Raw genomic sequence first — 22,474 nt, forward strand, 5'->3', positions numbered from 1 at the left:
TACAGTGTACCCCAAATCAGGTCGACACCAGTGTTAACCCCATCCCGCGCCGCCGCTCTGGCCGGTTCGCTGCTGGCGATCAGCGGCGCCGCCGGTGCCGCCGCCCTTAAGCTCTGTGCTCTCTACCCCCACCTCAAGGACTCCTACTGGATCAGCGTAAACCAGGGGATGGCCGAACAGGCGGCGCACTATGGTTTTGAGCTGAAGGTGATGGAGGCGGGTGGCTACACCAATCAGGAAACCCAGGTCGGTCAATACCGCAAGTGCCAGGCATGGGGGGCGGATATGGTGCTGCTCGGCAGCGTGAGCTACCAACTGGACGCCAGGATCAAACAGGGTTTGACCCAGTTGCCGACGCTGGCAGTGGTCAACGAAGTCGAGCCGAATACGGTGCTGGCGACCGTCGGCGTGTCCTGGTACGAGATGGGACAGAACCTGGGCAGCTACATCAATGCCCAGATCCCCGCCGACAGCCACATCGACACACTGCTGATGTTTGGCCCCAAGGGGCGCGGCGGCAGCCAGTTCATCTACCAGGGCCTGATGGACACCCTGCTGCCGGATCGCCTCAACCTCGTCGACCAACTCTACGGCGGCAACAGCGCCGCCGCCCAGCGCCAGCTGCTGAAAGACTATCTGGCCAACAACCCGGTGCCGCAACTGATCATTGGTGGCGCCGTTTCCGCCGAGGTGGCGGTCAACGAGCTGCGAGCGACCGGGGAGTCCGGCACCACCCAGATCATCAGTACCTACCTGACCCACGGCGTCTACCGGGCCCTGTTGCGGGGACGGATCCTGATGGCCAACTCGGACCAGATGCGACTGCAGGGGAAGATGGCCATCGATGCGGCCTACCGCTGGCACCGTGGCGAACCCCTGCCGACAATGATCGGCCCCAGAATCATCAGCCTGACCCCGGGCCACCACCTCAACCTGGTGGACGACAGTCTATCGAGCCCAGGGTTTATGCCGGTCTACGAGGTCACCGCCGCGCCAAACAGGTAACCCTCACCGTGGACGGTGACAAACAGGGTGGGAAAGCCCTCGCCCTTCTCCATCTTGGCCCTGAGCCTGCGCACCAGCACGTCGACGGTGCGATCGTTCGGCGCGTCCACCCGGTGTGAGATCAGGTTGAGCAGACGCTCCCTCGGCAGCACCTGCTGAGGATGGGCCACGAAGGCGTAGAGCAGTTCAAACTCCGCCTTGGTCAGTTTCACCTGCTCCTCTCCCCGCCAGAGCTGACGGCTGGCCGGAGAAAAGCGCCAACCGGCGAACTGGCACTCGCTGTCGTCCCGCAACTGCTCCCTGGATCCGCACTGCGCCAGGCTCATGCGCCAGAGCAGGTTCTTCACCCTGACCAGCAGCTCCCGCATCTCCACCGGTTTGGTGACATAGTCGTCCGCCCCCATCTCCAGGCCGACAATCTTATCCACCGAATCGCAGCGGCCGGTCACCAGGATGATCCCCACATTGGACTCGGATCTGAGGTTGCGGGTCAGCAGCATGCCATCCTCATCGGGCAGATTGACGTCCAGCAGCAGCAGATCATAGTGGGCAGAGGCCATCTGCCGGCGCATCTGGGCCGCGCTGTCCGCGGTGTCCACCTGGTAGCCCGCCTGCTTGAAATAGCCGGCGTGCCGCATCTGGGTGACGGGATCATCCTCCACCACCAGGATACATTGTCCTGTCTGAGTCATCTAAGGGTCCACTGTGACAATCCTGTAACGGATCTTTATCGCTGACGAGGGCAGATTCAAGGGGGTCGGTCAGAAAATGGGAGTTGCCGCATTGGCAAACGCGCACAAAAAAGCCGGCCCGAAGGCCGGCTAAGGTTTTCAGTAATGATGATTATTATTGGCCAACTTCAGTCCACACGGGAGAGACAGTTACCTTTTCTGTTGCGAAAGTCAGCGCCGCCTTCACAGTTACCGGAACGCTTTCCCACTTGAAGTTAACCGGAGTAACGGTGTAACTGCCTGGGGTGGATTCGCTCTCGGCAATCTGCACCTGGCAGTCATCGGCCGAGCAGGGGAACTGCTGCTGCTGATGAACTGGCAGAGTCACCTTGATAGCACCAGGGCCTTCGCCCTCGGTCATGTGAGAACGCTGTTTAGGTTCAGGCATACCCACATAGGCCAGGTTGAAGGCGGTGATGTTGGCTGCGTCCTGCAGGCCGGTAATGGCTTTGCCATCTTCGGTCGCCAGGGCGAAGGTAACCACACCAGACTCGGCGTTGAAAGCCAGGTCAGCAACCGCCATGGTCTCCGCTTCGGCAATGACCACGGTCTCTACCGGCGGCTCAACGGGCGGTTTATCGATTGGCTTGGTGTCGTTGTTGTCGTCACTGCCACAGCCCACCAGGGCCAGGTTTGCCAGCACTAAAGCGATGAGTGTACGTTTCATGATATTTCTCCTATCGCTTCAATTAGTCGTTACCGTGGCAGGTATCGCACTCCATGCCAGACATCACGGACGGGACAGTGGTAGACGCGGTGTTGTGACAGGTTGAGCAACTGGTGGTCGCGCCAGTCTTGCCTGGGAATACGGTCATGTCGCCGGCGTCATAGGCGGTGTTCAAGATCTCGGCAATCTTGTAGGCCATGGAGGCGGACAGCAGCTGACAGCGCATACCCTTCTGCTTGATGGACATGTCGTTGTGATCTGCCCAGCGGGTCAGGGAGGCGTGACACAGCAGGCTCTTAGCGATGGTAGGCTCACCCACCTTCTCGGCGAAGACTTCAGGAGTCAGGGCTTCATCGCGATCGTCTTTCACACCTGCCAGGAACTCGGCGGTGTTGATGGGCAGGGCGGTCTGCTCGTAGTAGGCGGAAACATTGGCCAGGTAACCGGCGGCAGACTCACCCTTGATGTTGATCAGCTTGAAGAACATGCCGGCAGCGTTGTTGTTACCACAGATGGTGCCCTGGCTGAAGATACCGCCGGAGCCGTATACGGACAAAGCAGTGGGGATGGCGGCGAACTTGGCAGCGTCTGGGCTGTCGGAAGCAGCCAGAGCGGTGATCAGTGCGTGGAACACCTGATACATGCAGCCTTTATTACGTACATCTTGGTTGTAGGCGATCTTGGCCACGGCCATAGGGTCCAGCTTAGCGTAAGCCAGGGTGCCCAGATCGGCGGGGGTCAGGCTCCATGCCTCGCCCTCTACCGCATTGGCAAAGGAAGGTACCAGGGTGGCGCCAGCGGCACAGGTGGTGATACCAATAATGTTTTTCAGTGCGTTTCTACGGTCCATACTCATCATCATTACCTCTTGGTAGGTTTAACTGGTTGTGGCCCTCTTTAGTGGCCTCGGTATCAACTGTAGAAACCCATGCCCCTTGATAATGTGAGCATCCTCCCGGTAATCTAGGCACTTAAGAATGAGCTAATATTTCGGTTCCTAAATCTTTACCTGGCCCTTCCCCAGCAGATGGTTCGGCGCAGGCGTCCGGGTCCGGACCAATACACTGCTTATTTCCGGTAATTGGCGATTACCTCCTTTGGAATAACAGTAATGGCCGTGAGCGGGATCACAGTCACTTAGGAATGCACAGGTTGAGCCCCTTAACAGTTTGGGACTCAATCACGGGTAAACAGGGTATAAGTGGAGTCGGATCACGGTCCCTGTTTAGATTCGTCCATACAATGGCTTAAGCAATTGTTTACAAAGATATAGATATCCAACTATGGATTTAGGACAGTACAGGTTTATCCCCGATCAGGGATGCTTACAGAATCTGGACAGCGGCGAAAACAAGCTGCTGACCCGCAGTGAGCTTTTGGTGCTCAACCAGTTGATTGACAACCCGGGGGTGACCCTGAGCAAACACCAGCTCAGCTGCGGCACCAAAGAGGCGCCGGTGATCAGCGAGTCTGCCGTGGTCAAGGCGATCTTCACCCTGAGACACACCCTGGGTGAGCCCGCCGCCAGTTGCATCCATACGGTACCGAAAGAGGGTTACCAGTTCGTCCCTCTCGGGACACCGGAGGGCCAGCCCCCCAAAGTGGAGAGCAGGAAGCTGTCCCCGAAGTTCGTCCGGACCATGCAGATCCTCAGTGTGGTAGCGGTATTGCTGGTGTCAGCCCCCCTGCTCTACCAGACGCTCAGCCATCACTACCAGTCTCCGCCCATCTCAACCTCGGTGCAGGAGGTGCACAACGAGTTTGGCCAGGTTATCCAGATTGAGATCGTCACCAGCTCCCAGGCGAACATCCGGGCGATGCAGAAATACTCCGATCACTTGACCAATCATTTCGCCCGCTGCGTCTACTCCCCCTGGAAGAAGGTCAAGCTGGCACTGTCCCATGACCAGCAGATGCTCAACATCACCATGTTCGGTGAGGGGCAGAGTCGCGATATTCGGAACATGAAGATCAGTGACTTTCGTGCGTCGCCCGAATTTATCAATCCCAGTTGGCTGAAACAGGTATCTATTTGTGAATAAATCCCACTTTAGACTGATCAATCTGTTTGTATTGCTGCTGCTGGTGGCGGTGCTGGTGTCCAATCGGTTGGGTGCCGGCATGAGCGCCGACCTGACCCTGAACTGCCGCAACGAACTCTATGACCGCACCGGTAATGACGATGCCAAGCACTACCTGATCGCCGACTTTGTCCTCAAGGAGGATCAGGCCAGCATCAGTTATCGTTACTTCGACCGGGATGGCGATGCCAACTCGCTGATCTCGATGAGCGGACGCATCATCGATGGTTCAGCCAAGGACAACATCTTCGAGATGGCCATCGACGAGGTCAAAACCGAGTACTACCAGCCCGAAGCCGATCCGGTTCCCCATATGCAGTACCTCAACTCCTTTGCCAAGAGCAATCTGGCCAACGTCGGCGCCCACAACCTGACGCTGCGCCTGCTGGAGCGGCACGATAAAGAGGGCTACGCGGCGGTATTCTTCCAGCCCGCCAATGCGGTGTGTGGCTGCCGAATCGTAGACTGATCTATCTTAGGGAAGGAATAAGCAGGATAAACAACAGCATAATCGCAAACGAGAACAGGTATAACCGGAAAAAGTGCAAAGCTTTCATGGTGTGCCTCCTTGCCTGAATCACCCACGTCGGCCTCCTGGCCGACGTTTTTTTGCCCGGTTCCCAAGTATAGACCAAGGTCGAACCGGGATCGGACTGTGTCGTCGCCGCTGTCCCGGCCATCGATGGTCTGATTGCAGCTATGCCCTTACCCCGTCCAATCGCGCCCAAACAAAAAGGCCGCCCTGAGGCAGCCGTTTCGAGTTATGGAGGCGCGTCCCGGAGTCGAGGGGGTTGGCTGGATCGGAGTCCACGGATGGCGATTCGCTCGCATCCGCCATTTCGACTCAAAACGAACAACGGCCGCCCTGAGGCAGCCGTTTCGAGTTATGGAGGCGCGTCCCGGAGTCGAGAGGGTTGGCTGGATCGGAGTCCACGGATGGCGATTCGCTCGCATCCGCCATTTCGACTCAAAACGAACAACGGCCGCCCTGAGGCAGCCGTTTCGAGTTATGGAGGCGCGTCCCGGAGTCGAACCGAGGTCCACGGATTTGCAATCCGCTGCATAGCCACTCTGCCAACGCGCCATATCCGACCTGTCGCCGAACGCTGCGCATTACATCAGATGAGGCTCCCGGGTTCAAGGTAAATCAGGGAAATTGGGGCAATAAATTTGAACCTGGCCAGGTTTGCATCATTATTCAACTGGATATGTCCAATTTGCGGTCAGCGCGATAAAAGTTGTCGTGCCGGGAAAGCGATGATCTCAGCCGGGCTCCGCAGGCCCCCACCCCCATGGAACCGGCTGGCCTCGGTCGGCCATCGCCAGCTCCTCTAGGTAACCCTGGTAGCGGTTGCGGGTCGCTATCAGGCAATCAACCAGATCCGCCAGCCTCTCCTTGACCCGCTCATCCCCCTCTTTGGCCCCCGTCTCGATGACTGTGGCCAAGCAGGCTGGTCTGTTCGTCCTGAGCCTGTCGATGAACCCTCTCATCGACAAACAGCGCCAGCAGTACCGCAAGCAGCTCCTTCCCGGCATCGCTGGCCAGATCCCGGATCGTGTCTTCACTGAGATTGTCGGCCACGCCAGTCAGCCTTACCATCGCCTCAGGGGACTGGGCCATGGAGGCGCTGTAGTGCTGATCTCCTCCTCCCCAGAGTCTAATTTTATTGCGCTACTCGGGATGCCGAAAGTGGCTTTTACTGAACTTATCGAGTCGCCACCGGAGCGAGTGCCAAGACTTGACCGCGCGGTACCGGGAGCAGAGGAAGTTTGTCCGGGTACCGGCTTGGCCGACCCGCGCCCTAAGGAAACGGTTCGACCGCACCGGCAGAAAACGAACGGGCCGGCTGCTGATCCCAGTGATCGGAAGCCGGCCCGGAGAGAGGCCTGAGGGTCAGCGACGCTGAGGTCAGAGTACGGCGGCGATGGCGTCCACCAGGTACTGAATGTTGGCCTGGGTCATACCCGCCACGTTGATGCGACCGGAGCGCACGATGTAGATGGCATACTCCTCCTTGAGGGCGCCCACCTGCTCCGGGTTGAGGCCCGAGAAGCTGAACATGCCGTTCTGCTGCTCAATGAAGCTGAAGTCACCAGCCACACCGGCCTGCTTCAGCCGGGCCACGAAATCGGTGCGCATCTCCTTGATGCGCTGGCGCATCTCGGCAAGCTCCTCCAGCCACAGTCCCTTAAGCTCCTCGTCCGCCAGTATGGTGGCCACCACCATGGCGCCATGGGCCGGCGGGTTGGAGTAGTTGGCTCGAATCACCTTCTTCACCTGAGAGAAGGCGCGGTTGGCCGCGTCGCTGTCGGCCGCCACCAGGGTGAAGGCACCGGTACGCTCGTTATAGAGGCCGAAATTTTTGGAGAAGGAGCTTGCGACCAGCAGCTCGGGCAGGCGCTCGGCGAACAGCCGCAGGCCGGCGGCATCCTGCTCCACATCGGTGGCAAATCCCTGGTAGGCGAAGTCAAACAGCGGCAGCCAGCCGCGGCTGGCGGCAACCTCGGCCAACTCGGCCCACTGGGCCGGAGTGGGATCGATGCCGCTGGGGTTGTGGCAGCAACCGTGCAGAATCACCAGATCGCCCTCGGCCACCTGTTCCAGGTCCGTCTTCATGCCAGCAAAATCCAGACCCTTGGCGTCGGCGTCGTAGTAGCGGTAGTGGCCCACCTCGAAGCCCACTGCTTCAAAGATCTGGGCATGGTTGGCCCAGCTGGGGTTGCTGATCCACACCTTGGGAGCGTCCAGGTTGTTCTTGGCGAAGTCGGCAGCCACTCTCAGGGCTCCGGTGCCACCCGGGGCTTGGGCGGTGCGGGCTCGCTGACCGCTGATGATGGCGTTACCGGCGCCAAACAGCAGCGCCTGGACGGCGGCGGCATACTCGGGAAGACCATCGATGGAGAGATAGCTCTTGGTCTTCTGCTGCTCCAGCAACCTGGCCTCCGCTTTCTTTACGCATTTCAGAACCGGTGTCTGGCCGTCGGCATCCTTGTAGACACCCACCCCCAGGTTGACCTTGTTGGGTCGGGGATCGGTTTTAAAGGCTTCGTTCAGGCCAAGAATTGGGTCGGCGGGGGCTTGGGCGATCTTCTCAAACATGGTGCAGCTTCTTAGAGGGTGAGTGATGGCCTAAGTTATATCACCTTCCCCATGGTTTTGGCACCGTCGACCGGTTGCAACCGCCAAAAAAACAACCCATCAAAGGAATTTGATGGGTTATCCATAACTTTTTGAAATCACGCAAGCTCTGGTCGGAGCAGATCCCGTCAGAGCAGGCGCTTCAGCAGCAGATCCGCTCTCACCCGCCGCAAGCGCTTCAGCAGTTTCTTCACCGAGTCGGGGTAGACCTCCAGGGTGTCAAGCAGATCGAACCGGCCGAGACGGGTGGTGTGGGTCATGATGGTCGCCCGCTCTCTGGCAAACGCCTCCTTGAGGTCACCTCGGGCATCGTGGATCAGCAAGCCGTTTTCCAGATCCAGCGCCCAAGCCCTGGGGTTAAGGTTGTTGCCGGTCAGCAGGTAGTACTCATCATCCACTTGGAGCCCCTTCAGATGGTAGCTGTTGCCCTCATCCAGCCACAGGTGCAGGTTCAGCAACCCCTTATCGATGGCACGGCGGTGACGCTTGGCGAATCGACGCAGGTTCTGCTCATACAGATAGGGCAAGGCGCCCACCGGACTGAAGGGTTGGCCGGGGGGAATGTAGAAGTCGTTGGCGGTCTTGTCCCCCACCACCAGATCGATGCGCACACCGCGCCGGATCAACCTGGAAAGGGCACTCATCAGCGGCCGGGGCAGATTGAAGTAGGGCGTGCAGATAAACACCCGCTCCTTGGCCTCACCCAGCAGCCTTTCGATGGTCTTGTTCAGCAGGTTCTCACCACGTCCCAGTCCGGACAGGGGGTAGATCATCGGCCCATCGCCGGCCTCTCCCGCCACCTGGTATCTGGCCCGGGACAGCCGCTGCCTTAGCTGGCGAACCGAACTCTTGATCTGCTTCAGGGTGGGCAGCGGCGGCGACAGCAGCGACACCACCGCGCTGCTGGCGATCAGGTTGTCCCTGATGTAGTCGACCATGCTGTTTGCCAGCGGCGCGTTATGGACCAGATGGTAGCGATCGTAGCGGTATCGGTCCTGCTGGTGCAGATAGACGTTGTTGATGCTGGCGCCGCTGTAGTAGACGGTGTCATCGACGATAAACCCCTTGAGGTGCAACACCCCCATCCATTCACGGTTCTTCACCGGCACGCCGTGAATCTCGATCTGGTGGTTGTAGCGGGCCGCAGTCTCACGATAGAACTGATCGTTCCCCACCTGGGGACCCTTGCCGATCAGGCCACGACGGGAACGGTGAAAGTCCACCAGCAGGTGCACATCCAGTTCCGGGTTAGCCTGTTTCGCCTCATACAGCGCTTCCAGAACCTCCCTACCCGCCTCATCGTTTTGCAGGTAGAGCGCAACCAGGTAGATGCGGCGCTTGGCCGCACGAATCCCCTGCAGCAACCGGGTCTTGAAACTGGCCGTGTCCAGCAGGATCTCGACGCTGTCCGGGCTCAGTGACGTGCCGGGCAGATCGAGCAGCCACGCGGGTGGCTGTGAGGGCGCCATCTTCATGATAATGACGGTACTCCATAGAATGGCTATTGGGCGGATCCTCTGGATACTGCGGGCCATCAACTGGCACTTGTACAGGGATCGACGCAGGTCCGATTTAGCAAGGTAGTAAAGCAAACCCTTGATTGACGGGCAAGAGCAGAGGAATCAACAGTGGCCTAAATGTTGATTTACTGAACAGAAAATCGGGTTTTTGTGCGAAGCCAGGACCCGGCGAGGCGGGGCGGCACCTGGCCAGGGTGATCAGGCGTAGGTGATGGCCACCAGTCCCAGCGCCACAATCGCAGCCAGGATCGCCACGGAGCTGATGAGGGCGAACTTCATATCCTGAGTCATGGGCACTCTCCTTTTTGTCATGAACTCCCCTTCATTATTGGCAAGCGCCCGGACGGGAATCAAGCCGACAGGGCTATGTGGCCGGCAATTTTTATACTATGCTGGCGCTGTCAGCCGGTTAAATACCATTGTGAAACCAGAGGCCCAGGGACGGAGGGCGCAGATGGACAGTCAGCACCTTCATGAAAAGATCAAAGAGGTCGAAGCCTGGCGGCGGCTGGCTCAAGCCGCGGAAGGCGAATCACTGCTTCACCATATCGGACTGAGCCTCTATCGCTTACAGGGGTGGCCATGGGTCGCCCTGGCCGAAGTCGCCAAAGGCCAGGTGCATATCCTGCTGCTCAGCGAAGCGGGAAGCCCCAAGGCCGTCCCCAGCTACACCCTGGAGGACGCTCCCTGCCGGATGCTCTACCCAGCCGGTGAGCACGCCGACTTCATGTTATTCAGCAATAACATGCGCCGCTTCCCTCAGTGGGGCCTGCTCAAGCAACTGCCGGTTCGCAGCTATCTGGCCCAACGACTGAGCGACACCCGGGATCACCGCCACTACCATCTTATCGCCCTGCACAACAACCTGGTGGAGGAGCAGAACCTGCCCAAAACCCTGGTGGCCACCGCTGCCCGACGCATGGCGGTGGAGATCCGCCAGAAGGCGGAGCATCGCGAACTGGCTCGATTGCAACAGATCACCCAGCACCCGGCCCTGGCCCTGGCCTACGTCAACGACCGCCAGCAGCTGGAGTGGGCCTCACCCGGTTTGAGCCAGCTGCTGGGCAGCCCGCTGACGGCACTGCTCCACCAGCCGGTCAGCCGCCTGTTTCCCATGGTGACGCCCGCCAACCTCGCCCACAGCCGCCAGCAACCGGTGCAGCTGAACCAGATCTGCACCCTGGCCGATGGCCAGAGGCAATCGCTGGAGATCGCCATCCACAGCATGACCGATGGCTTCCTGTTGAGCCTGGTCGCGCCCCATCGCGGGGGCACCCTGATCGGAGAACCTCAGCCCCAGCAGCTGACCGGCCGTCTCGAGCAGGAGCTGGCCAGGCTTCAGCGCAAGGGGGAGGTGTCGGCCCTGCTGTTTGTCGACTTCTCCGGCCCGGAGGCCGATCCCCTCATTGAGGATCAGCTGGAGCGCGTGCTCAGCTGGGGGGCGGAGCAGCTCCGCGGGGTGCTGCGCAAAGAGGATTTCGTCAGCCGCCTGGGGAACCGTCTGGTGGTGCTGACCGCCTGTTTCGACCACCATGGCGAGGTGCCACGCAACCAGCTGACCGCCATTGCCGCCAAGGTGGATACCCGGCTCTCTCTCGGTGTGCCGATGGAGGGGGTGGCCGTCTGCCACAGCCTCAGGATCCGCCTCATCACCAGCTGGGACAGCGACATCGACGAGGTGCTGGACCCCGCCCACGCCACGCCCTGGCAGCCCCAGTCCCAGCCGACGCCGCTGAAGATCCTTTCCTAGACAGCAAAACGGCGCCCTGAGGCGCCGTTTTCTCATCCACCGGCTCGGCTCAGAACCAATCGTTGGGCATCGCCATGATCACCTCGGGATCCTGGTGGATCACCTGCAGGTGGTAATCGGCGCGGGGCAGCTGCCGCTCGAAGAAGTAACGGGCCAGCATCCCTTTGCGGGCGACAAACTCCGGTTCCATCTCGCCAGCTTCCGCGGCCTTGACCATCTTCAGCCACATCCAGCCATAGACAGCGTAGCCGGTGGCATGCAGGTAATCGGTGGCGGCGCTGTTGATGGCATCATTGCGGGTACTGCTGTTGCCCAGTTCCGCCGCCTTGTCCAGCAGAGCATCGAACAGCGCCAGCAACTGGGTCCGGTAGCCCTGCCAGGGCGCGCCCAGCCCCTCCAGCTCCTGCGTCACCTGGGCCTTGAGTTGAGACAGCGCCTGACCCCGATCGCCCAGCACCTTGCGGCCGAGCAGGTCCAACGCCTGAATGCCGTTGGTGCCCTCGTAGATTTGGGCGATGCGCACATCGCGCACCAGCTGCTCGACGCCCCACTCACGAATGTAGCCATGACCGCCAAACACCTGCTGGGCCGCCACGGTGGACTCCAGCCCCTTGTCGGTGAAGAACGCCTTGGCCAGCGGCGTCAGCATCGCCACCTGGGTAGCCGCCTGCTTCTGCACCTCCCCCGCGCCGAGTTTGGCCAGGTCCAGCTGCATCCCGGTGTAGACGCTCAAGGCCCGGCCCGCTTCGGTGACACTGGCGATCTCCAGCAGCATGCGGCGCACATCACCGTGCACCACGATGGGATCCGCTTCCCCGCCGAGGCCACGGCCGCTGCCCTTACCCTGTTTGCGCTCGCGAGCGTAGTTCACCGCCAACTGGTAGGCCGCTTCGCCGCATCCCAGCCCCTGGATGCCGATGGAGAGACGCTCATAGTTCATCATGGTAAACATCGCCACCAGGCCGCGGTTGACCCGGCCCACCAGGAAGCCTTCGGCGTCGTCGAAATTGATGACACAGGTGGCGGAAGCCTTGATCCCCATCTTGTGCTCGACGGCACCGCAGCTCACTCCGTTGGCCTCGCCAACACTGCCATCCGGGTTCACCTTGAACTTGGGTACCAGGAACAGGGAGATGCCGCGGCTGCCCCCTGGGGCATCAGGCAGCTTGGCCAGCACCAGGTGCACCACGTTGTCGGTCAGGTCATGATCGCCGCCAGTGATGAAGATCTTGGAACCGGTCAGCCGGTAGCTGCCATCCTCCTGGGCCACCGCCTTGGTGCGCAGTTGGCTGAGGTCGGACCCGGACTGAGGTTCGGTCATGTCCATGGCGCCACTCCACTCGCCGGAGTAGAGCTTGGGCAGGTAGGTCTGCTTGAGGCTCTCCTCGCCGTGGGCGGCGATGCACAGGGCGGCGCCGGCTGTCAGGGAACCGTACAGGGCGAAGGCGTTGGAGGCGGAGTAGACCATCTCGTCAAACAGCACCCCCAGCATCTTGGGCATCCCCATGCCGCCGTACTCCGGCTCGCCGGAGAGCCCCACCCAGCCGGACTCGGCGTAGGTCTGGTAGGCTTCCCTGTAACCCTTGGGGGTCAGCACCCTGCCCTGTTCGAAGCGAACCCCCTCCTCATCACCGTCGCGGTTTAGCGGCGCAATCAGGTTCTGGGTGATCTTCGCTCCCTCCTCCAGGATGGCGGCCGCGGTATCCATATCGATGGCTTCACTGAGGGCGGGCACGGACTGCCACACCTCAGACGCCTTGAACACATCCTTGAGTAGAAACTGCATCTCGGTAAGGGGGGCGTTATATTGCATCGTCTCTTCCTGACTGGGTATCTAAACACAAATTTTAAACGTGCGTTTAGTTTCAGAGATAATGGCGGGGAGATCAAGGTAAATCGGGGTGGCGGAGCAAAATGCTTTCTCCTTTGTCCCTCAGGGATCTGAGGCGGGTTTGATTGCCAGATGCAATACGGCGTCAGTGAGTTGGTCGGAACTCAGTTCGCCTTTGGCATCAAACCACTTATCGGTCCAGGTGATGGCACCATAGAGCAGTTTACGCAGAACCTTGGGGGATGCTGTGATCAGCCTCTCCTTCTCGGCCTGGACCAGCAGATCCAACCACATCCGTTCATACTCATCCCGCAGGGCGAGGATATCCTGCTGGCCACCATCGGAGAGGAAGCGCCACTCGTTGATCACCACCGCCATGGCATCGCCCCAGTCGCCATTGAGGGCGTCCAGCTCACAGGCGATCAGCGCCCGCAACTTGGCGGTGGTGCCCTGCGCCCGCTGCAGATCCCGCCGCATCCGCGCCATGGTGTGGTGGATCCCCTCCACCATCACCGCCTTGAGTATGGCGTCCTTGTTTTTGTAGTGATGGAAGATACTGCCGGAGAGAATGCCCACGGCACTGGCCAGGTCTCGGACTGTCGTACTTTGATACCCATTTTCCCTGAATAGCCTTGCCGCCTGGGTTAACAGCTTACCCCTTGCGCTACTGGGGTCCACCAGCACCCCGCGGTCGATCAGATCCCGCTCCAGCTCCTGTTCCATAGTGCTCTCCTGATCGATGCCCGCGATACGGCGGGGCCGGTGCCCTCAGATGGTGTTCAGAGGGTAACGCCTCCCTTCCAAGGTTGCAAACCAAGCGCTTGCTAGGCTAGCTTAAAAATTCAGCAATACGTCGTTGGACATTCGACGGACAAGGAGTCCTCCATGCACTACCAAACTGTCTTTCGCCCTGGCCTGTTCCTGGACCAGGTGATCCTGGTGACCGGTGCAGGCAGCGGCATCGGCCGTTGCATCGCCCATGAGATAGCCAGCCTGGGCGCCAGGGTGATCCTGCTGGGACGGCACGCCCACAAGCTGGAGCGGGTGTGTGCCGAGATCCTCGAGGATGACGGCCGCGCCTTCCTCTGTCCGCTGGACATCCGTGATGAGCCGGTGGTGGCCGACACCATCACTGCCATACTGCAACAGCACGGGCGCATCGACGCCCTGGTCAACAACGCCGGTGGCCAGTTCCCCTCGCCGCTGGAAGGGATCAGCCTCAAGGGGTTCAACGCGGTGGTCTCCACCAACCTCATCGGCGGCTTCCTGATGGCCCGGGAGTGCTACCGTCAATGGATGAAGGAGCATGGCGGCGCCATCGTCAACATCACCGCCGACTTCCACAACGGCATGCCCGGCATGGGTCACTCCGGCGCGGCCCGGGCCGGCATGGACAACTTCACCAAGACCTCCGCCTGGGAGTGGGGCCACCGAGGGGTGCGGGTCAACGCGGTCGCCCCCGGCTGGGTGGCCTCCAGTGGCCTGGACAGCTACGACGAGCCGATGCGATCGATGATCCCCAAGCTCACGGCCCAGGTGCCGCTGAAGCGGATGGCCACTGAGGCGGAGATAGCCGCCGCGGTCACCTTCCTGCTCTCCCCTGGGGCGGCCTTTATCAACGGCGCCTCGCTGAGAGTGGATGGCGGCGCCTCCCTGGGGGCCGCCACCTGGCCCATCGGTGGGCAAGTACCCTCCAACGTGGCGGTGTACAACGGCTTCCACCGGGCCAGCTCGCCCCAGGTGCTGAAGGAGCCCGTGGATGACACCGATTAGAAGCCAACTGCAGATGGGCTCCGCCGAGGCCCGGGCGAACCGCAGCGCCATGGAGCAGGCGCTGGAACGAGTCCAGCAGGCCATCGCCCTGGTGGAGGACGCCGCCGAATCAACCCGGCCCCGCTACCAGGCCAGAAATATGCTGATGCCCAGGGACAGGTTGTCGCTGCTGCTGGACCGGGACGCTCCCTTCCTCGAACTGGGAAGCCTGGCGGGCTACCGGATGGATGACGACCGGGACGGCAGGGGCGCCGGCGGCGGCTGCATCGCCGGCCTGGGTCGGATCCGCGGCATCCCCTGCGTGGTGGTGGTGGATAACTTCGCCGTCAAGGGGGGTACCGTCTCCCCCATGGGACTGAAGAAGAAGCTGAGGATGCAACAGATCGCCCTGGAAAACCACCTGCCCCTGGTGACCCTGGCGCAGAGCGGCGGCGCCAACCTCAACTACGCCGCCGAAACCTTCGTCGAGGGCGGGCGCGCCTTCGCCAACCAGGCTCGGCTCTCCGCCGCCGGCATACCCCAACTCACCCTGGTGCACGGTTCCGCCACCGCCGGCGGCGCCTACCAGCCCGGGTTGTCCGACTGCGTCATCATGGTCCGGGGCCAGGCCACCATGTACCTGGCCGGTCCCCACCTGCTCAAGGCCGCCACCGGGGAGGTAGCGGACGATGAAAGCCTGGGCGGCGCCGAGATGCACCTGGGCCAGGCGGGCAGTGGCGAATACCTGGCCGAGGATGACCGCGACGCCATCCGCCAAGCCCGGGCGCTGCTGCCGTTGTTGGCCCAGCGCTTTCTCCTCCCCAGCCACCCACCCGGGCAGCCACCGCGCTACCCGGCGGAGGAGCTGCTGGCGATCGTCCCCGGCGATCCCAGGCGCCCCTACGACGTCCGCGAGATCCTGGCACGACTTGCGGACGACTCCGGCTTTATCGATTTCAAGACGGGATACGACCGCCAGACGGTGTGCGGCCATATGGCCCTCGACGGCCAGGCCCTGGGGGTGATCGGCAACAACGGCCCCATCACCGCCCAAGGCGCCGCCAAGGCCGCCCAGTTTATCCAGCTGTGCCAGCAGGGGGATCTGCCGCTGCTGTTTGTCCACAACACCACCGGCTTCATGGTGGGCACCCGGGCCGAACAGAGCGGCATCATCAAGCACGGCTCCCGGCTGATCCAGGCGGTGGCCAACGCCACGGTACCCAAACTCAGCCTGATGGTGGGCGGCTCCTACGGCGCCGGGAACTACGCCATGTGCGGCAGGGGGCTGGATCCCCGCTTCATCCTGGCCTGGCCCAACAGCCGCACCGCGGTGATGGGTCCGGTCCAGGCCGGCCAGGTACTGCGCAGCGTCACCCAAGCCCGCATGGCCAGGGCGGGCCAGGTGGACCCAGAGGCACTGGATGCCCTGCAGCGGCAGACCGAGGCGATGATGGAGGCGGCCTCCACCTCCCTCGCCTGCAGTGCCCGGCTGTGGGATGACGCCATCATCGACCCCAGGGAGACCCGAAGCCACCTCAGCCTGCTGCTTCGGCTGTGCCTGACCACGGCGCAGCGCCCCCTCACCCCCACCAGCTTTGGCGTCAGCCGCTAACCCAGGAGAGACAGGATGTTTACCGAGGAACATGAGCAACTCAGGCAGACGGTGCGCCAGTTTGTCGAGCGGGAGATCAACCCCCATGTGGATCAGTGGGAGCGCGACGGCATCTACCCGGCCCGGGAGCTGATGGCCAAGCTGGGCAAACTGGGGCTGCTGGGGATCACCAAGCCGGTGGCCTTCGACGGCCTGGGGCTGGATTACAGCTACCAGCTGGTGTTCGCGGAGGAGATCGGGGCAGCCCACTGTGGCGGAGTGCCCCTGTCCATCGGCGTCCAGACCGACATGGCGACTCCGGCCCTGGCCCGCTTCGGCTCCGACGCACTGAGGCGACAATACCTGGCCCCCGCCATTCGGGGTGAGATGGTGGCCGCCATCGGCGTCAGCGAACCTGGTGCTGGCTCGGACGTCTCCGCTATCAACACCACGGCGCGCAGTGACGGCGACCACTATGTAATCAACGGCAGCAAGATGTGGATCACCAACGCCACCCAGGCGGACTTCCTCTGCCTGCTGGCCAACACCTGTGAGGGGCCGGCCCACAGCAACAAATCGCTGATCATCGTCCCCATGGACACGGCGGGGATCAGCCTCTCCGCCAAGCTCGACAAGCTGGGGATGCGCAGCTCGGACACCGCCCAGATCTTCTTCGATGAGGTCAGGGTGCCAAAGACCAATCGGGTCGGCGATGAGGGCGCCGGCTTCACCCTGCAGATGCTGCAGTTTCAGGAGGAGCGGCTGTTCGGCGCCGCCATGTGCATCCGCATGCTGGAGAACTGCATCACTCAGACCATAACCTACGCCGGTCAGCGCCAGGCCTTCGGCCAGGCGATCCTGGACAACCAGTCGGTGCACTTCCGCCTGGCGGAGCTGCAGACCGAGGTGGAGTGCCTGCGCGCGCTGGTGTATCGAGCCACCGCCGCCCACATCAAGGGAGAGCAGGTCACCACCCTGGCCTCCATGGCCAAACTCAAAGGGGGACGGCTGTGCCGGGAGGTCACCGATGCCTGCCTGCAGTACTGGGGCGGCATGGGGTTCATGTGGGACAACCCGGTGTCCCGCGCCTACCGGGATCAGCGGCTGTGCTCCATCGGCGGCGGCGCCGACGAGGTGATGCTGACGATCATCTGCAAGGCCATGGGCACCCTGCCCGGTCGTCGCTGAGGGGGTGCCATGGGATTCGACACCCTGCTAGTGGCCAACCGCGGCGAGATCGCCGCCCGCATCCTCCGCTGTGCCCGTGGGCTGGGTTACCGCACCGTCGCCGTCTACTCCGACGCCGATGCCGACTCGCCGGTGCTGGCCCTGGCCGACGAGGCGGTGCGGTTGGGCCCCGCCCCGGCAACCGACTCCTATCTCAACATCGACGCCCTGCTCGGGGCGGCCCGGCGCACCGGAGCCGATGCCATCCACCCCGGCTACGGCTTTCTGTCCGAACAGGCCGAGTTTGCCCGACGCTGCCGCCAGGCGGGGCTCCTGTTCATCGGCCCGGAAGAGGAGACCATCGAACTGATGGGCGACAAGGCCCGGGCCAAGGGGGCGGCGCTGGAAGCCGGCGTACCCTGCCTCCCAGGTTACCAGGGCGAGGATCAGCGCACCGAGCGCCTGTGCACCGAAGCCCGGGCCCTCGGCCTGCCGGTGATGATCAAGGCCGCCGCCGGAGGGGGCGGCAAGGGGATGCGGCTGGCCCGGCGTGACGAGGAACTTGCCGACCTCATTGCGCTGGCCCGCTCCGAGGCCGCCAGGACGTTCGGATGCGACCGGCTGATCCTGGAGCCGGCGCTGGCACAGGCCAGACACATTGAGGTGCAGGTGTTTGCCGACCACCACGGCCACTACCTTCACCTGGGTGAGCGCGACTGTTCACTGCAGCGCCGCCACCAGAAGGTGGTGGAGGAGGCGCCGGCGCCCGGCCTCGGTGAGGCGCTGAGGCGGCGACTGGGCCGGTCCGCCGTGGCCCTGGCCAGCCACTGCCGCTACCAGGGGGCGGGCACCGTCGAGTTTCTGCTTTCACCCCAGGGGGAGTACTACTTCCTGGAGATGAACACCCGGCTGCAGGTAGAGCACCCGGTGACCGAGCTGATCAGCGGCCAGGACCTGGTGGCCTGGCAGCTGAGGGTCGCCGCCGGCGAGCCGTTGCCTCTGACCCAGGCACAGCTGTGCAATCAGGGCTGCGCCGTCGAGGCCCGGGTCTACGCCGAGGATCCCGAACGCGGGTTTCTGCCGGCCACCGGTGTCATTAAACGGTGGCGGCCGCCGGCAGGGCCCGGCATCCGGGTGGAACATGCCCTGGCCGCCGGAGTAACCGTCAGCCGCCACTACGACCCACTGCTGGCCAAGGTGGTGGCCTGGGGCGAGGATCGCCCTACCGCCCTGCGCCGCCTGCGGCGGGCGCTGGAGCGGACCCAGATCCTGGGCGTCACCACCAACCTGGGCTACCTGGTGCGCCTGCTCGGCAGCCGACCGGTGATCGACGCCGAAGCCAACACCGGTTACCTGGACAGTGCGCCTCAGCTGTGCGCCGCCCCGGAAGCCCCAGACTGGCTGTGGGCCTGCGCCGCACTGGTGTTCTGTGGCACTTCCCCGCCCCGGCGCCCCATGAGCCTGACTCTGGACTATGGTAAAGAGAGCCGCTGCCTGCGCCTGGAGCCCCGAGGAGAGCGGTGCCGGGTCCGGCTCGGCCAGAACAGCGTCGACGCCGAGGTCTGCCGGCAGGACAGTCAGCTGATCTGCACCAGCGACGGCCACCGGCGCACCCTGGAGATCCTGCGGCAAGACGCGGCGCTGACGCTCACCTACCAGGGTCAGTGCTACCATTTCCTCGACCAGACCCTGGCGCCCCCCGCCAGCGGAGCCGCCGTGGGCGATGGCCAGGCCCTGGCCCCCATGGACGGCTGCATCCGGTCGGTGCTGGTTCAGCCGGGCCAGAGCGTCGAGCAGGGGCAGCCACTGCTGACCCTGGAGGCGATGAAAATGGAGCTGCCGCTGACCGCCGGGCGCAGTGGCACCGTGACCCGGGTGTCGGTGACAACGGGCGAACAGGTGACCGCACAACAACTGCTGATCACCATCGAAGACTAGGGAGAGACCATGTTGAATCTAGAGGGAAAAGTGTACGTGATCACCGGCGCCAGCCGAGGGATTGGCCGGGCGATGGCGATGAAGCTCGCCTCCCACGGCGCCGCCGTGGTGGTGGCCGCCAAGTCCGACAAACCCCACCCCAAGCTGCCGGGCACCATCCACAGCGTCTGTGACGAGATCCTGGCCACCGGCCAGAGGGCGCTGCCGTTGCAGTTGGATGTGCGCCAGGAGGCCTCGGTCCAGCAGATGGCCGAGCGGGTGGAGGCCGAGTTTGGTCGCCTCGACGGACTGATCAACAACGCCGGGGCGATCCGGCTGACCAATGTGGAGTGCACCCCGGTGCGCAAGTACGACCTAATGTTCCAGGTCAACAACCGGGCGGTGCTGCTGTGTGCCCAGGCGCTGCTGCCGCTGATGCGCCGCAGCGGCGGCGGGCATATCCTCAACCTGTCGCCCCCAATCAACCTGGACCCCAAGTGGTTCAAGGATTACGGCCCCTACACCACCACCAAGTACGGCATGTCGATGCTCACCCTGGGGATGGCGGAGGAGTTCAGGGGGGACAACATCGCCGTCAATTCGCTGTGGCCCAAGACCACCATCGCCACCGATGCGGTGAAGTACGAAGCCGGCGGCGAGCAGCTGTTCGCGGTCAGCCGCACGCCGCAGATCATGGCCGATGCCGCCTACACCATCCTCAGCCAGCCTACCACCCAGCTCAGCGGAGAGCTGCTGGTGGACGAGGACCTGCTGCGTCGCTTCGGTCAGACCCAGTTTGATCACTACGCCTACCAGCCGGGTACCACCGAATTCTTCACCGATCTGTTCCTGGATAGGCCCTAGCCGTGACCGGGAGGGTGACCCGCGGCGAAGCAGACCACTCGGTCGCCGCGGTATTGAGCCGGACGAGGCGTTATTTCGAGGGAGGACGACTGCCTTGGCGAGCGGACCGGCAGACAATGCGCGGCACCCGGCGGAGCCCCGGCGTCCGTGTCGGGTTACATCAGCGGCGAGAGAGTACGGGGCGGCCGGCTCAGGATCAGGGTGGCGCCAACCAACTGCTCGGGCGTCAGCATCAGCTTGCCATCAACGCTCTGCGGCACACTGCCCTCCCCCTCCAGGCTCACTTTGGTCCCCTCCACCAGGCTCAGGGTCACCCCCTTCACCTCCGGCTGAAGCCAGCCAAAGCCCACGCCGGCGTAGGAGCGCATCAACCGGTTCATCTGATCGCGGATCTCCGCCAACTGGTCGCCGCTGAAGCGAGTCTGATCCAGGGTTTCCGCCTGGATCTGCATGGCGAAGTCACAGCGAGGCTCATTTTCCAGCGCCACCTGGATCACCGCCGCGTTCTGGCGCAGATCCCGGTCGAACGGCAGCAGCAGTTGCTGCTGTTGCCCCACCAGCAGCGGCTGCGCCGTCTCGTGACGCAGGATGCGGCCGGCATTGACCCGGCAGGGGGCGCCGGTCTCCCGGTCCTTGAAGTAGAACACCAGCTTCAGCCGGTTGATGCCGGGCTGATAGAGCTTGTCGAGGCGGTCGTAGAAGCCCTTGTAGTCCAGGGTCAAGGCCTGGGCCGAGAATGACAGCGCCAGACTGGCGGCCAACAACATCCCTGTGATCGGTTTCATTACATATACCTTCGGTTGGTTTCCAACATGTTCAGCAGTTCATCCACGTAGGCCTCTTTTCGCTCCGAGTAGCGGATCAGGCCGGGGATCAGGCTGGCGGCGGTCACCTCCATCCGGGCGCCACGCAGCTCCGAACGGATCGCCCTCAGATCCTGGTAGGCAGGATTGGTGTTGAGGTTCTTCAGGTAGGAGCTGACAGAGGCTTCGACGGTATCAAACTTGGCCACTTCGTGGTTGCGGCCATCGTCCCGGCCCTGGGGCACCAGGCCGCACCCGGCCTTGAAGCACCACTGACCGAAGAAGTTGAGCCCGTCCCGGGCAAAACGGGAGCTGCCCCAGCCGGTCTCATTGGCCGCCTGAACCAGCACCATCTCCACCGGAATGGTGTCCACCCGGACCAGCAGCGGCGCCAGGGTCTCGCTGGAGATCTGGCGCAGCTCATAGCCGTACTGCTGGGCAATGCGTTCCGCCTTGGCAGCCTGGGGGCCGCTGATGGTTAACCCCTGGTCCAGTCGCTGCTTCAACTGCAGCAGGAACTGGCGCTGGCCGTTGATCTTCAGGTTCACCTGCTCCACCGTGGGGCGCAGGAAACCGAAGAAGGCGCGCTTCTTCTCCCGCACGTCGGCGATGGCGGCAAAGTCAGGCAGGGCACTGACCGCTGTGTTGGGCTGAATCGGCAGCCTGGCCACCTCGGGCCGCTTCTCATCTACCTGGGTCTCGATCCACAGAATGCCAAGGGCCACCAGCCCAAGGGCGACTATCACGCCCGCTAAGGGTCTCATCAGGTTCTCCTTAAGCCTCAAAGTGGCCCTTGCCACCGCCATCTGTGGTGGTGTCCGGGTTCAACTTCGACTCCCCCTTAACAACGAACAGGTGCTTGTAGAGCACGCCCTTAAGCTGGAAGAAGAAGGGTATCATCCAGCACAGCGCCAACAGGGTAACGACGGAAGCCAGCAGTTCGGTGGTGCCGTCTGCACTGCCGCCCTGCATCTGGCTGCCCATCACCATGGCCAGCGGCCAGAAGGCGGTGATCAGGCCCAGTACCGCCAGTGAGTAGGCGCCAAAGGCCGGCAGCAGGTGCTTGAGCATCACCCGGGCGCTGTCGATGATGGAGCGTACCGGACTGGTGCGGTTCACCACATAGTAGAGGTTGGCCTGGCTCAGCAGCACCATCAGACCCAGTCCCAGCATGAAGAACAGGGCAAAGCCCAGTTGCCCCACCATGCCGGTGATCAGGCTGATCAGCAGCAGCGGTGCGGTCAGGGGCAAAACCCGAAGCATGTCCGAGGCACTGGCCGGTTTGCCCAGGGCGCGCTGCAGGCCGATATAGGCCAAGCCCGCTTCCACCGGGGCGGTGACAACCACCATCACCAGCTGCAGGATCATAAAGCCTTCCGAGGCCTGCTCCAGGCTCACCTCAATGGGCATCCCCAGCAGGGTTTCGATGACCCAGTAAAACAGGAAAAACACCAGGGTCATGGCGACGGCGCTGGCAACGGTGGCGTACAGGAGTGGCCGAATATCCTGCCGGACCAGGGAAAAGGTCTCACGCAGGACGGAAACTAGATTCAAAGATTGCATTAAAAACGGGCGTAGCTCGCTAAAACAACAGGTTAATCTAACATTATACCCGGGAATACCAAGGTTCCCAATCCCTGTTACGGCAAAGTTGCC

21 protein-coding genes and 1 tRNA gene are annotated in these 22,474 nt (G+C 62.5%); 9 read left to right on the forward strand and 13 right to left on the reverse strand.

Features of this window, described 5'->3' with window-relative positions:
* The first annotated feature begins 30 nt into the window (after positions 1-30).
* Entirely contained in the window at positions 31-1,005 is a 975-nt protein-coding gene (torT, locus tag FCL40_RS04900; protein WP_169307005.1) for a TMAO reductase system periplasmic protein TorT, read from the forward strand.
* Here the strand turns inward: torT and torR are convergent.
* The 3 genes from torR to FCL40_RS04915 form a co-directional block, all read right to left on the reverse strand.
* Positions 975-1,697 (reverse strand): two-component system response regulator TorR, encoded by a 723-nt coding sequence (gene torR, locus FCL40_RS04905; RefSeq protein ID WP_136851916.1) that lies wholly within the window; start codon positions 1,695-1,697, stop codon positions 975-977. The genes torT and torR overlap by 31 nt on opposite strands.
* Before the next feature lie 154 nt (positions 1,698-1,851).
* On the reverse strand, positions 1,852-2,403 hold the full coding sequence (locus tag FCL40_RS04910) for a hypothetical protein (protein ID WP_136851918.1): 552 nt from the start codon (positions 2,401-2,403) through the stop codon (positions 1,852-1,854).
* A gap of 22 nt (positions 2,404-2,425) precedes the next feature.
* Positions 2,426-3,253, reverse strand: coding sequence for a cytochrome C (locus tag FCL40_RS04915; protein ID WP_229360270.1), 828 nt, complete (start codon positions 3,251-3,253; stop codon positions 2,426-2,428).
* A gap of 433 nt (positions 3,254-3,686) precedes the next feature.
* On the opposite strand from FCL40_RS04915, the gene FCL40_RS04920 reads away from it, so the two are divergent.
* Entirely contained in the window at positions 3,687-4,445 is a 759-nt protein-coding gene (locus tag FCL40_RS04920) for a winged helix-turn-helix domain-containing protein (protein ID WP_136851922.1), read from the forward strand.
* Entirely contained in the window at positions 4,438-4,953 is a 516-nt protein-coding gene (locus FCL40_RS04925; RefSeq protein ID WP_136851924.1) for a hypothetical protein, read from the forward strand. The genes FCL40_RS04920 and FCL40_RS04925 overlap by 8 nt, the downstream gene beginning before the upstream one ends.
* 541 nt (positions 4,954-5,494) lie before the next feature.
* Here the strand turns inward: FCL40_RS04925 and FCL40_RS04930 are convergent.
* From FCL40_RS04930 to pssA, 5 genes are all read right to left on the reverse strand, one after another.
* Positions 5,495-5,568: transfer RNA gene (locus FCL40_RS04930), tRNA-Cys, on the reverse strand.
* A gap of 179 nt (positions 5,569-5,747) precedes the next feature.
* The gene (locus tag FCL40_RS04935; protein WP_136851926.1) at positions 5,748-5,930 is read right to left on the reverse strand and encodes a hypothetical protein; all 183 of its coding nucleotides are present in this window, start codon (positions 5,928-5,930) and stop codon (positions 5,748-5,750) included.
* Positions 5,890-6,066 (reverse strand): hypothetical protein, encoded by a 177-nt coding sequence (locus tag FCL40_RS04940; RefSeq protein ID WP_169307006.1) that lies wholly within the window; start codon positions 6,064-6,066, stop codon positions 5,890-5,892. The genes FCL40_RS04935 and FCL40_RS04940 overlap by 41 nt, the downstream gene beginning before the upstream one ends.
* A 327-nt stretch (positions 6,067-6,393) precedes the next feature.
* The gene (locus FCL40_RS04945) at positions 6,394-7,584 is read right to left on the reverse strand and encodes an amino acid aminotransferase (RefSeq protein ID WP_136851930.1); all 1,191 of its coding nucleotides are present in this window, start codon (positions 7,582-7,584) and stop codon (positions 6,394-6,396) included.
* A gap of 167 nt (positions 7,585-7,751) precedes the next feature.
* Entirely contained in the window at positions 7,752-9,092 is a 1,341-nt protein-coding gene (pssA, locus tag FCL40_RS04950) for a CDP-diacylglycerol--serine O-phosphatidyltransferase (RefSeq protein ID WP_136852231.1), read from the reverse strand.
* Positions 9,093-9,597: 505 nt separating this feature from the next.
* On the opposite strand from pssA, the gene FCL40_RS04955 reads away from it, so the two are divergent.
* On the forward strand, positions 9,598-10,893 hold the full coding sequence (locus FCL40_RS04955; RefSeq protein WP_136851932.1) for a nucleotidyl cyclase domain-containing protein: 1,296 nt from the start codon (positions 9,598-9,600) through the stop codon (positions 10,891-10,893).
* A 49-nt stretch (positions 10,894-10,942) separates the two neighbouring features.
* Here FCL40_RS04955 and FCL40_RS04960 read toward each other — a convergent pair whose 3' ends face one another.
* Complete coding sequence (locus FCL40_RS04960; RefSeq protein WP_136851934.1) at positions 10,943-12,706, reverse strand: acyl-CoA dehydrogenase C-terminal domain-containing protein; 1,764 nt, start codon at positions 12,704-12,706, stop codon at positions 10,943-10,945.
* A gap of 120 nt (positions 12,707-12,826) precedes the next feature.
* Entirely contained in the window at positions 12,827-13,447 is a 621-nt protein-coding gene (locus tag FCL40_RS04965; protein ID WP_136851936.1) for a TetR/AcrR family transcriptional regulator, read from the reverse strand.
* Positions 13,448-13,609: 162 nt separating this feature from the next.
* Here FCL40_RS04965 and FCL40_RS04970 point away from each other — a divergent pair, with 162 nt between their 5' ends.
* From FCL40_RS04970 to FCL40_RS04990, 5 genes are read left to right on the forward strand one after another with little or no spacing between them, the layout of a single operon-like run.
* Positions 13,610-14,497: an SDR family oxidoreductase gene (locus FCL40_RS04970; protein ID WP_136851938.1), complete on the forward strand. Its 888-nt coding sequence runs from the start codon at positions 13,610-13,612 to the stop codon at positions 14,495-14,497.
* Positions 14,484-16,088 (forward strand): acyl-CoA carboxylase subunit beta, encoded by a 1,605-nt coding sequence (locus FCL40_RS04975; RefSeq protein WP_136851940.1) that lies wholly within the window; start codon positions 14,484-14,486, stop codon positions 16,086-16,088. The genes FCL40_RS04970 and FCL40_RS04975 overlap by 14 nt, the downstream gene beginning before the upstream one ends.
* 15 nt (positions 16,089-16,103) lie before the next feature.
* Positions 16,104-17,255 (forward strand): acyl-CoA dehydrogenase family protein, encoded by a 1,152-nt coding sequence (locus FCL40_RS04980; RefSeq protein WP_136851942.1) that lies wholly within the window; start codon positions 16,104-16,106, stop codon positions 17,253-17,255.
* 9 nt (positions 17,256-17,264) lie between these two features.
* Entirely contained in the window at positions 17,265-19,172 is a 1,908-nt protein-coding gene (locus tag FCL40_RS04985; protein ID WP_136851944.1) for an acetyl/propionyl/methylcrotonyl-CoA carboxylase subunit alpha, read from the forward strand.
* Between the two features lie 9 nt (positions 19,173-19,181).
* A complete protein-coding gene (locus FCL40_RS04990) occupies positions 19,182-20,015 on the forward strand; it encodes an SDR family oxidoreductase (RefSeq protein WP_136851946.1) in 834 nt (277 codons plus the stop codon).
* 155 nt (positions 20,016-20,170) lie between these two features.
* Here the strand turns inward: FCL40_RS04990 and FCL40_RS04995 are convergent, their stop codons facing one another.
* Genes FCL40_RS04995 through FCL40_RS05005 form a run of 3 tightly spaced genes read right to left on the reverse strand, consistent with a single transcriptional unit; the run spans position 20,171 to position 22,372 of the window.
* Positions 20,171-20,800, reverse strand: coding sequence for a DUF2987 domain-containing protein (locus FCL40_RS04995; RefSeq protein ID WP_136851948.1), 630 nt, complete (start codon positions 20,798-20,800; stop codon positions 20,171-20,173).
* Positions 20,800-21,582 (reverse strand): glucosaminidase domain-containing protein, encoded by a 783-nt coding sequence (locus FCL40_RS05000; RefSeq protein ID WP_136851950.1) that lies wholly within the window; start codon positions 21,580-21,582, stop codon positions 20,800-20,802. The genes FCL40_RS04995 and FCL40_RS05000 overlap by 1 nt, the downstream gene beginning before the upstream one ends.
* Before the next feature lie 10 nt (positions 21,583-21,592).
* Positions 21,593-22,372, reverse strand: coding sequence for a hypothetical protein (locus FCL40_RS05005; protein WP_136851952.1), 780 nt, complete (start codon positions 22,370-22,372; stop codon positions 21,593-21,595).
* Positions 22,373-22,474 lie beyond the last annotated feature (102 nt).

Source organism: Ferrimonas sediminicola, assembly GCF_005116715.1.
Classification (GTDB): Bacteria; Pseudomonadota; Gammaproteobacteria; order Enterobacterales; family Shewanellaceae; genus Ferrimonas; species Ferrimonas sediminicola.

Excerpts from the sequence above, each read along its gene's own strand:
- FCL40_RS04920 (WP_136851922.1), top strand. The coding sequence starts at position 3,687 with ATGGATTTAGGACAGTACAGGTTTATCCCCGATCAGGGATGCTTACAG.
- FCL40_RS04960 (WP_136851934.1), bottom strand. The coding sequence starts at position 12,706 with ATGCAATATAACGCCCCCCTTACCGAGATGCAGTTTCTACTCAAGGAT.
- FCL40_RS05000 (WP_136851950.1), bottom strand. The coding sequence starts at position 21,582 with ATGAGACCCTTAGCGGGCGTGATAGTCGCCCTTGGGCTGGTGGCCCTT.
- FCL40_RS04990 (WP_136851946.1), top strand. The coding sequence starts at position 19,182 with ATGTTGAATCTAGAGGGAAAAGTGTACGTGATCACCGGCGCCAGCCGA.
- FCL40_RS04975 (WP_136851940.1), top strand. The coding sequence starts at position 14,484 with ATGACACCGATTAGAAGCCAACTGCAGATGGGCTCCGCCGAGGCCCGG.
- FCL40_RS04915 (WP_229360270.1), bottom strand. The coding sequence starts at position 3,253 with ATGGACCGTAGAAACGCACTGAAAAACATTATTGGTATCACCACCTGT.
- FCL40_RS04970 (WP_136851938.1), top strand. The coding sequence starts at position 13,610 with ATGCACTACCAAACTGTCTTTCGCCCTGGCCTGTTCCTGGACCAGGTG.
- FCL40_RS04910 (WP_136851918.1), bottom strand. The coding sequence starts at position 2,403 with ATGAAACGTACACTCATCGCTTTAGTGCTGGCAAACCTGGCCCTGGTG.
- FCL40_RS04955 (WP_136851932.1), top strand. The coding sequence starts at position 9,598 with ATGGACAGTCAGCACCTTCATGAAAAGATCAAAGAGGTCGAAGCCTGG.
- FCL40_RS04945 (WP_136851930.1), bottom strand. The coding sequence starts at position 7,584 with ATGTTTGAGAAGATCGCCCAAGCCCCCGCCGACCCAATTCTTGGCCTG.
- FCL40_RS04985 (WP_136851944.1), top strand. The coding sequence starts at position 17,265 with ATGGGATTCGACACCCTGCTAGTGGCCAACCGCGGCGAGATCGCCGCC.
- FCL40_RS04995 (WP_136851948.1), bottom strand. The coding sequence starts at position 20,800 with ATGAAACCGATCACAGGGATGTTGTTGGCCGCCAGTCTGGCGCTGTCA.
- torR (WP_136851916.1), bottom strand. The coding sequence starts at position 1,697 with ATGACTCAGACAGGACAATGTATCCTGGTGGTGGAGGATGATCCCGTC.
- pssA (WP_136852231.1), bottom strand. The coding sequence starts at position 9,092 with ATGGCGCCCTCACAGCCACCCGCGTGGCTGCTCGATCTGCCCGGCACG.
- FCL40_RS04965 (WP_136851936.1), bottom strand. The coding sequence starts at position 13,447 with ATGGAACAGGAGCTGGAGCGGGATCTGATCGACCGCGGGGTGCTGGTG.
- FCL40_RS04980 (WP_136851942.1), top strand. The coding sequence starts at position 16,104 with ATGTTTACCGAGGAACATGAGCAACTCAGGCAGACGGTGCGCCAGTTT.